Raw genomic sequence first — 9,269 nt, 5'->3', positions numbered from 1 at the left:
GCAGTCATCAGGAAAATGGCTTCCAGGCCATAGCTCTGAGCCAGGCGGCCGCCAAGAATGGCGCCCAGCGAGGTGCCCAGAAACTGGCAGGTGGAATAGGCGCCCATGGCGGTGCCCTTGGCCCCGGCGGGGGCCAGCTTGCTCAGCAGCGATGGCAGCATGGCTTCCAGCAGATTGAAGCCGATGAAAAAGCTCCAGAGCAGCGTGATGACACCATAGTGGCTGCGCAGCTGCCCCATGGCGGCAGTGCTTGCAGTGGTGAGCGCAATGGCCAGCAGCATGATGGCACGGACTTTATTGCGCCGTTCGGCCAGGGTCATCAAGGGAATCAGGGCCAGAATGGAGAGCGTGATGACCAGCAGATAAATCCAGCCGTGGCGGGCAGCCGGCGTGCCGCTTTGTTCGAGCAGGGTGGGCACGCCCATGAAAACGGCCATCAAGGTGAAGTGCAGGACGAAGACGGAAAGATTCAGGCGCAACAGTTCTGGCCGGGCCAGGGTGCTGCCCAGCATGCCGAAATCAATGGAAACGTCACGGTGCCGGACGGTGTTTGGGGAGTCGGGCACGATGCGCCACAGTGCAAACAGACTCAGCAGTGCCAGGCCTGCCGTGAACCAGAAAACGCCGGATAGCCCATGGCTGGCGGCAATGATGGGCGAGACCGTCATGGCGATGCCGAAGGAGAGCGCGACCGACAGGCCGATCAGGGCCATGGCCGGGGTGCGCACCGATTCGCGTGTGAGATCCGCCAGCAGCGCGAGAATCACGCCGGAGACCGCCCCTGCCCCTTGCAGGGCGCGGCCCAGGATCAGGCCGGTCATGCTTTCGGCCTGGGCGGCGATGATACTGCCTGCCAGAAACAGCGCCAGCCCGATGGCGATCATGAATTTCCGGCCATAGCGGTCGGAGAGCAGGCCGAAGGGGATCTGCAGCACGGCTTGGGTGATGCCGTAAATGCCCAGGGCGAGGCCGATCAGCGCCGGGCTTGAACCCGGCAGATCGGCGGCGTAGAGGCTCAGGACGGGCAGGGCGAGGAATAGCCCCAGCATGCGGATGGCGAACATGCCGGATAGACCGGCCAGCGCGCGTTTTTCCGTGGCAAGCAAGGTGAACATGTAGCAGTGTGGCGACGATAAAGCAGAGAGAAAGCCGGCGCGCGGCCATGCGGCTAGATTTGGGCAGCTGAGGCGGCGGCAGGGGAAGTGCCGGGCGCAGCCGTCTGGCTGCGCCGGGAAGACATCAGGCGGGGCAGCGCAGCGCCGCGCGCCTGGCGCTTATCAGGGAACGACGTGGCAATCCGGTGCGGCCTGGCCCAATTCGCTGATCGGGTCGATTTCAGGCTGGCGCGAAAGGCGGTAGGTCAGGCGGCTGCCTTGGTCATGCAATTGGCGCAGAACCAGAGCATTGCCGTGGCTGAAACTGAAGCTGGCGATGGATTGGGTGCGTTCGGTGTTGTAGAGCGTCACACGTTCGCGGCTTTCACCGGAAACACGCCAGCAGCCTTGATCCGTATAGCTTTCCGGCGGATTGGCGGGCGGGTCTATGGTCACGGTGCGGCTGCGCCAGCGGCCATTGGGCGACAGGGTCAGGGTGACCCGCTGCGCTCGGCAAGATTCGTCGCCGGTAAAGCAGGGTACGGTACCGAGATAGGTTTGGGTATCGCGCAGCCAGGGCGACCCTTCGTAGGCCGGTTCGGGCAGGACGGCGGGGCCGTCGCCAGCAGCGGCCACGATATCCGGCGGGGTTTCGCCGTCTTGCGGCTGCGCTTCGGCGTCGGCCTCGGCGGCTGCGGCGGCAGCCGTTTGCTTATTTTTCCGGATGTTGTTGCGGTCCAGGGAAATCTGCAGCTGGCTGGGCGCGCGCACGGCTTCGCGGCCGCGGAAGTCCTGATACTGATTGCGCGCATCGGTGGCGCTGTTTTCTGCCCGGGGGGCATAGGCGCTATCGGTATTGCTGGCACAAGCTGACAGCAGCAGCGCGCCGCCGAGCATGGCTGCAAGCGGTGTCAAGGCACGGTAGGCGCGCCGGATGGGCAGTGGCATGGTTCGCATGGTGGTCAGTGAAAAGCTCAAGGTCTGACTGCTGGCTCCTGCTTGCCAGCATCGCGAGTCTGGCATGTGCCGCATGGGCAAAACAGGAAGGTCTCAAGTGACAATTCTACGCATTCGTCGGCGGGGATGCACTGTTATCATCCTAAACCATGTGGGAAACGTGGAATCTGCCCCTTTGGGCCGCATGGTTGCTGCCATTGGCCGCCGGATTGGCCGTGACGCCAGTGCTTGTGCGCCTGGCTGCCTGGCTGCCGTGGCGCATGCAGTATGAATGGGCGTGGCACGCGCAGGACTGGCTGCGGGCGCAGCAAGGGCAGGAGCCCGGTACAGCTTGCGGCCCGGATGCCGGGGACGCCGCGCTGCCGATGTCTGTAGAGCCTATGCCTGTAGCGCCTATGTCTGCGCTGACGCGGCCGGCTCGGTGGGTGCTGCTGCTGGGCGCGGTGGCGCTGGCCGCTTTGTGCGCCTGGCGCTTCGGCATGAATTGGGGCGCCTTATGCATGCTGCTTTGCCTGTGGGTGTTGCTGCTGCTGGCGGTGATAGATGCCCGCGACATGTTGTTGCCCGATAGCCTGACCCAGCCCTTGCTGTGGGCCGGTCTGCTGTTCAATCTGGCGTCTGGCTGGGTGCCTTTGTCTCATGCCTTGCTGGGGGCAGTCGCGGGCTATGGTTGCCTGTGGCTGCTGTTCCATGGCTTTCGCCTCGTGACCGGGCGCGAAGGTATGGGTTACGGAGATTTCAAACTGCTGGCGGCGCTGGGCGCCTGGGTGGGCCTGGCGGCCCTGCCTCAATTGATTCTGATGGCCGCCGTGTCCGGGCTGGCCTATGGCCTTTGGCTGATTGCCGCGCGGCGCGCCGGCATGCGCACGGCGCAGCCCTTTGGCATACATCTGGCCTGGGCTGGCGCGGCAGTCCTGCTATGGATAGGCGCACCATGAAAGACATGCAGCAAACAGCAGCGGACGCAGGGCTGTGGCTGCCTGACGCAACGGGCGGCCAGCGGCTGACGCTGGGCCTGACTGGCGGTATCGGGTCAGGGAAAAGCAAGGTAGCGAACTGGCTGGCGCAGTGGGGCGCAGGCGTGGTGGATACGGATGTCGTGGCCCATGAACTGACTGCGGCTGGCGGTGCTGCCATGCCGGTGCTGCAAGCGGCGTTCGGCAGCCAGGTCGTGCGGGCGGATGGCGCGATGGACCGTGATTGGATGCGTGCCAAGGTCTTTGAGGATCCTGCTGCCAGGCAGACCCTGGAAGGTATCCTGCATCCGCTGATCCGCGCCGAAACACAGCGCCAGCTGGCGCAGGTGGCGGGGCACTATCGCGTGGCAGTGGTGCCGCTGCTGGTGGAATCAGGAGACTGGCGCGAGCGCGTGGGGCGGATTTGCGTCGTGGATTGCGATCCGGCGACACAACTTGCAAGAGTTCAGTCGCGCAGCGGGCTGACGCCTGAAACCATCAGGCGTATCATGGATGCGCAGGCGACGCGTGCCGAGCGCCTGGCGGTTGCGCATGATGTCATTCTGAATGACGGCAATACATCCGAGGCGGATTTATTGCAGCGTGTGCGCCGTGCCCATGAGCAATGGATGTCCAGTTTGCGCCGTGGCGCCTGAGTGGCAGGCCCGCGCCTTGCCCGCAGGTGTGCTGCAGGAAAGAACACTTTTTAGGACATTCCGCCGAAGCAACGGCGGCTTGGCTTATGCTTGGGATTGCAAGGGTTGAATCAAGCCGGTACCGCCGGCCAGAACAACAGGGGTGCCGAGGCGAGTGACTTTATACGAATATCCATTCAATGAACGAATACGCGTATTTCTGCGGCTGGAGTCCCTGTTTGACCGTCTGTTCTATTTTTCCCAGCCGGGAGACTTCCGCCTGCACCAGCAGGCCATGGGCGCGTTATTCGAGCTGATCGAAACCACGGAGCGCGTGGACCTGAGAGGCGGGTTGCTGCAGGACATCGAGCGGCAGCGCCAGGCGCTCCAAGGTTTGCGGGAGCACCCTGACGTCGAGCCTGAAGTGCTGGACGATACCTTGGGCGCGCTGGCACGTGTGGCCGGGCAGCTCTTGCACCAGCCCCGCGCCAGCCAGCTGTTGCGTGAAAATGAATGGCTGGCCAGCCTGCGCGGCCGAATGGCGGTGCTGGGCGGGACGACGCATGTGGATATGCCGTCCTACCATGCCTGGCAGTCCAAGGAAGCGAGCTCGCGCTGCGAGGATTTGCAGCAATGGATCGCGCCGTTTTCCGTCATGCGCGAGGCCCTGGAGTTGCTGCTGGATCTGTTGCGGCGGGGGGGGGAAGTCCAGCAGGAAGTGGCGCATGCTGGCGCCTACCGCCAGATGCTGCATGGCAAGGCGGGGCATTTATTGCGTGTCTGGGTGGACAGCAGTGATGGCACATTTCCTGATATCAGTGCGAACAAGCATATGATATGGCTGCGTTTCTCGACGCAGGAAGGATGTTATCGGCCGCAGCCGCTGCAGCGTGACGTCCGCTTCAAACTGGCGCTGTGCCTGGGGGTATGAGCCGCCGCGCGCTGCCCGCCGCGCGTGCTGCAGGTGCTCAGGGCGCCTGGCGGGCCGGGCTGGGTGCCGCGGGCCGGGTGTCTAGGGCGGTGTCCGACCAGCCCCCGCCCAGCGCTGCGATCAGCTGGACGCTGGCGGCCAGTTGTTCGCCCTGCAGGGCGAACAAGGTATTGCGCGCATTCAGCTCCGTGGTTTGCGCGGTGGTGACTTCCAGGTAGGTGACGATGCCTGCCTGATAGCGGTTCATGACCAGCCTCAGGTTTTCTTCCGCTAGCGCCACGACTTTCTCCTGGCGTTCGATTTCCTGCGCCCGGGTGCGCAGGGCGGCCAGGGCATCTTCGGTTTCGCGCAAGGCTTCCAGAACGGTCTGGCGATAGCGTGCGACTTGCTCGTCGTAGGCGGCTTCCGCCTGGGTCAGCGTTGCCTGGCGCGCGCCGCCGTCGAACAGGGTCAGCGCCAGGGCTGGCCCCAAGGACCAGACGCGGCTGGGTGCGGTCAGCCAGTGATTCAGGCTGTTGTGCTGGAAGCCGCCCGAGGTGCTCAGGGTGAGATCGGGGAACCAGGCGCTGGCGGCAACGCCGATCCGTGCGTTGGCGGCCGCCATATTGCGTTCTGCCACCGCGATGTCAGGGCGCCGTTCCAGCAGGGTGGCGGGCAGGGCTTCCGGCAAGGGGGGCAGCGCAGGCAGGGATTGTTGCGGCGCGATTTGCAGGGCCGAGGGCGCGGCGCCCGCCAGCACGGCAATGGCGTGTTCATTCTGGGCGCGTTGCCAGGCGATGTTGTAGCGCTGGGCCCGGACTTGTTCGAGCTGGGTTTCGGCCAGCACGACATCCGCCCGGGCGCTGATGCCGGCTTCGTATTGGTTGCGTGTCAGTTCGGCAGCGCGCACGTAGGCTTGCTCCGTGGCGGCCAGCAACTCGGCCTGGCGGTCCAGGGTGATGAGGCGGAAATAAGCTTGCGCGAGATTCGATTGCACGCCCAGGCGCACGGCGGCAAGGTCGGCCTCGCTGGCCTGTGCGGCTGCCTGAGCGGCTTCTTCGTCGCGCTGCACCCGGCCCCAGAGATCGGGCAGCCAGGAAATGTTCAGGCCGGTGGTGTAATTATCCGTGCCGCCAGTGCTGCGGGTATAGCCGGCATTGGCGCCAGCGGTAGGCAAACCGGCGGCGCGCGCGCGGCCGATGAGGGCGTCCGCCTGGCGCAGGCGGGCTTGCGCTTGCAGCAGGTTCTGGTTGTGGCTGTCGATACGGGCCAGCAGTTCCGTCAGTACCGGGTCCTGATAGCGTTGCCACCAGGCGGTATCGCTCAGCGGCTGGCCGGGTTCGGCTGTCCGCCAGCCATCCAGCTGGCGGAACGTGGCGGGCATGTCTTCCAGCGCGGCGGGGCGGCGGTAGTCCGGGCCGCTGACGCATCCGGCCAGGGCCAGCAGGGCTGCGGCAGCCAGCCAGCGCAGCCCTGGCCGTTGCCGGCTGCCAGCGTCATGACGGGCAGGCTGCAGTAAGGAAAAACCGGAGGCGCGGGAGCGTGGGAGCATAGGAAGCAAAAGGCGGATGCGAAGAAGGCGAACACATCATATCAGCGCTGGACGGCAGGCGCGGGACGGTTGCGCCACCGTTTCAGGCGATCCATCAGCAGATAGACGGCTGGCGAGGTGTATAGCGTGACCAACTGACTGATCGCCAGGCCGCCGACAATGGCAATGCCCAGGGGCTGGCGCATTTCCGCGCCGTCGCCCGAACCCAGCGCCAGCGGCAGGGCGCCCAGCAGGCCCGCCATATTGGTCATCAGGATGGGACGCAGGCGCTGGCAGGCGGCGGCATAAATGGCAGGGGCCGCCGCAGTGCCCCGGCGCTGCGCGACCAGGGCGAAATCCACCATCAAAATGGCGTTTTTCATGACCATGCCGATCAGCAGGAACAGGCCCAGCAGGGCGATCAGGGTGAATTCCGTCTGGGTGGCGCGCAGCGCCAGGAAAGCGCCCAGGCCGGCCGAGGGCAGTGTGGATAGGATGGTGAGCGGGTGCAGCGCGCTTTCATAGAGGATGCCCAGCACCAGGTAAACCGCGATCAGCACGCCCAGCAGCAGCATGGGCTGGGTATCCATGCTGCTCTGGAACATGCCCGCGTTGCCGCCCAGGCGGGCCTGCACGCTATTGGGCAGCATGATGTCGCCCAAGGTGCGGTCGATGGCGGCCATGGCCGTATCCAGTGAGATACCGTCGGCCAGCGAGAAACTGATGTTCTCGGCGGCAAACGCGCCATCATGGTTCACCCGGTCGCGCACCATGCTGTAGTCGTAGCGGGCAAAGGCGCTGAGCGGCACACGCTTGCCGTCGCGTGCCAGCACATGCAGCTGATCCAGGGTTTCCGGCCTGCCGGTATAGCGCGGGTCCAGCTCCATGACGATGCGGTACTGGTTGAGCGGGCTGTAAAGCGTGGCTACCTGTCTTTGGCTGAATGCGTTGCTGAGCGTGGTGGCGATCGCTTCCATGTCCACCCCCAGCTGGCGGGCGGCTTCGCGGTCGATGTCCAGGTTGATCTGCTGGGTGCGGTCGCTATTGCTGGGGGAAATATCGACCAGTTCAGGCGTATCCATGAGCGCGGCGCGCGCCCGGGGGGCCCAGGTGCGGAGCAGTTCCAGGTCGCCGGACAGCAGGGTCAGCTCATAGTCGCCGGAGCTGCCCATGGAGCGTGGCATATTGATGTCCTGATCTACGGCCAGGAACAGCATGCCGGATGGAATGACTGGCTGCTGGGCGCGCAGCCGGTTGACGACTTCGTTGGCGGTTTCGGTCCGTTCGCCCAGGGGTTTGAGCCGCACCAGCAAGCGCCCGTTGCTGACCCCCATGCCGCCGCCGCTGGTGCCGATGACATCGGCAATGGCGGGGTCATTGACGAGCAGGCGGCGGTATTGCTCGATCTTGGGCTGCATGACCTCGAAAGAGGCGCCGTCATCGCCGCGGATGAACCCCTGCAACTGGCCGGTATCCTGCTGGGGCAGAAAGCCTTTGGGGGCCGCGGCGAACAGGATGACTGTCAGCGCCATGGCGCCAGCCAGCGCCAGCAATGCCAAAGGCTGATGGCGCAGGCTCCAGCGCAGGCTGGCGCCATACTGCCGCCGGACACTGGCAAACATCCGGTCATGCCAGGCGGGACGAGGGGCATGGGCGCCGGGCGGCGGGCGTCCGGGCAGCAATTGCGCGCACAGGCTGGGCGTCAGGCTGAGGGACAGGAACAGGGATACCAGGACGGCGGCTGCCAGCGTGATGGAGAACTCGCGGAAAAAGCGTTCGATCATGCCGCCCAATGCCAGGATGGCGACAAACACCATGATGAGAGCCAGGTTCATGGCCAGCAGCGTAAAACCCATTTCCCCGGCGCCGCGTATGGCGGCGGGCAGCGGCGCCAGGCCGCGCTCGATGTGGCGCTGGATATTTTCCATCACCACGATGGCATCATCGACAACCAGTCCTGCGGCCACAATCAGCGCCATGACAGACAGGTTGTTGAGTGAAAAACCGTAGAGATAAATAATGGCCAGGGCGCCGACCAGAGAGATCGGGATGGCGACGCTGGGAATCAGCGCGGCGCGCCAGCTGCCGAGAAACCCCAGGATGACGGCGACAACCAGCGCCGAGGCGATCAGCAGGGTAAGCCCGGCTTCGCGCAGGGTGGCATGAATGCCGGGTGAGCGGTCGGCGACGACGGTCAGGGTGGCATCGGGGGGAATCAGCGCCTGCAGCGCAGGCAGCTGCGCGCGGATGTCCGCGATGGTGGCCACGATATTGGCACCCGGTTGGCGGCTGACCATCAGGATGACTGCCGGGTTGCGGTTGTGAAAGCCGCTGGTATAGCGGTCTTCCACTGAGTCGGTGACGGTTGCGATGTCGGCCAGGCGGATGGCTGCGCCATCCTGATACCGGATCACCAGGTCCTGGTATTGGGCTGCCCGCTTTTGCTGGTCGGCGCTTTGCACCTGCCAGCGCAGCTTGTCGTTTTCAATGATGCCCCGGGGCTGCAGCGGGTTGGCATTGGAGAGCGCCTGGCGCACATCATCCAGGGCGATGCCGCTGTGCGCCAGGGCCTGAGGGTTCAATTGCACGCGGATGGCAGGCAGGGCCGCGCCATCGACCGATACTTCGCTGACACCCTGTATCTGAGCGATTTTCTGCGCCAGCACGGTGGCCGCAACGTCATACAGCTGCCCTGGCGACAGGTTGGGCGAACTGAGCGCCAGCACCAGAATCGGCGCCTGGGAGGGATTAATCTTGAAATAGCTGGGCAACTGCGGCATGCCTGCCGGCAATTCCCCTTGCGCCGTATTGATGGCGGCCTGCACATCGCGCGCGGCGTCATTGATATTGCGCGACAGATCGAACTGCAGCAGGATGCTGGTGCCGCCTTGCTCGCTGCGCGAGGTCATGCTGCTGACACCGGAAATATTGCCGAAGGCGCGTTCGAGCGGGGCGGCGACGGTAGCAGCCATGCTTTCCGGGTCGGCGCCGGGCAGGCTGGCGCGCACCATGATGGCGGGAAAATCCACCGCTGGCAGGGGGGCGACAGGCATCAGGCGCCCTGCCAGCAGGCCCAGCAGCAGGATGGCCAGCGCGATCAGAATGCTGGCAATGGGCCGTTGGACGAAAGGACGCGCCAGGTTCACGCCTGCCGGCCTCCGTCCGGCTCAGGCTCAGGCGAAAGGC

At 65.0% G+C, this 9,269-nt stretch carries 7 protein-coding genes; 3 read left to right on the top strand and 4 right to left on the bottom strand.

The window, feature by feature from the left end; genetic code table 11:
- Both ACTJGZ_RS01385 and ACTJGZ_RS01380 read right to left on the bottom strand, forming a co-directional pair.
- Positions 1-1,115, bottom strand: a 1,115-nt coding sequence (locus ACTJGZ_RS01385) for an MFS transporter (RefSeq protein WP_441661166.1), incomplete at its 3' end; no start/stop codon positions are given.
- 162 nt (positions 1,116-1,277) lie between these two features.
- Positions 1,278-2,072 carry a copper resistance protein NlpE N-terminal domain-containing protein gene (locus ACTJGZ_RS01380; protein ID WP_441661165.1) on the bottom strand — a complete coding sequence of 265 codons (795 nt, stop codon included), beginning with the start codon at positions 2,070-2,072 and terminating at the stop codon, positions 1,278-1,280.
- A gap of 194 nt (positions 2,073-2,266) precedes the next feature.
- Here ACTJGZ_RS01380 and ACTJGZ_RS01375 point away from each other — a divergent pair, with 194 nt between their 5' ends.
- From ACTJGZ_RS01375 to zapD, 3 genes are all read left to right on the top strand, one after another.
- Positions 2,267-2,989: a prepilin peptidase gene (locus ACTJGZ_RS01375; RefSeq protein ID WP_441661164.1), complete on the top strand. Its 723-nt coding sequence runs from the start codon at positions 2,267-2,269 to the stop codon at positions 2,987-2,989.
- A 5-nt stretch (positions 2,990-2,994) separates the two neighbouring features.
- Complete coding sequence (gene coaE, locus ACTJGZ_RS01370; RefSeq protein WP_441661257.1) at positions 2,995-3,663, top strand: dephospho-CoA kinase; 669 nt, start codon at positions 2,995-2,997, stop codon at positions 3,661-3,663.
- A gap of 154 nt (positions 3,664-3,817) precedes the next feature.
- Positions 3,818-4,573: a cell division protein ZapD gene (gene zapD, locus ACTJGZ_RS01365; RefSeq protein ID WP_441661163.1), complete on the top strand. Its 756-nt coding sequence runs from the start codon at positions 3,818-3,820 to the stop codon at positions 4,571-4,573.
- 37 nt (positions 4,574-4,610) lie between these two features.
- Here the strand turns inward: zapD and ACTJGZ_RS01360 are convergent, their stop codons facing one another.
- Both ACTJGZ_RS01360 and ACTJGZ_RS01355 read right to left on the bottom strand, forming a co-directional pair.
- Positions 4,611-6,104, bottom strand: coding sequence for an efflux transporter outer membrane subunit (locus ACTJGZ_RS01360; RefSeq protein WP_441661162.1), 1,494 nt, complete (start codon positions 6,102-6,104; stop codon positions 4,611-4,613).
- Positions 6,105-6,145: 41 nt separating this feature from the next.
- Entirely contained in the window at positions 6,146-9,223 is a 3,078-nt protein-coding gene (locus tag ACTJGZ_RS01355; protein ID WP_441661256.1) for an efflux RND transporter permease subunit, read from the bottom strand.
- Positions 9,224-9,269: the final 46 nt, after the last annotated feature.

It is taken from the genome of Kerstersia sp., assembly GCF_052103615.1.
GTDB lineage: Bacteria > Pseudomonadota > Gammaproteobacteria > Burkholderiales > Burkholderiaceae_B > Kerstersia.
This window is presented reverse-complemented; position numbering and strand designations above follow the sequence as displayed.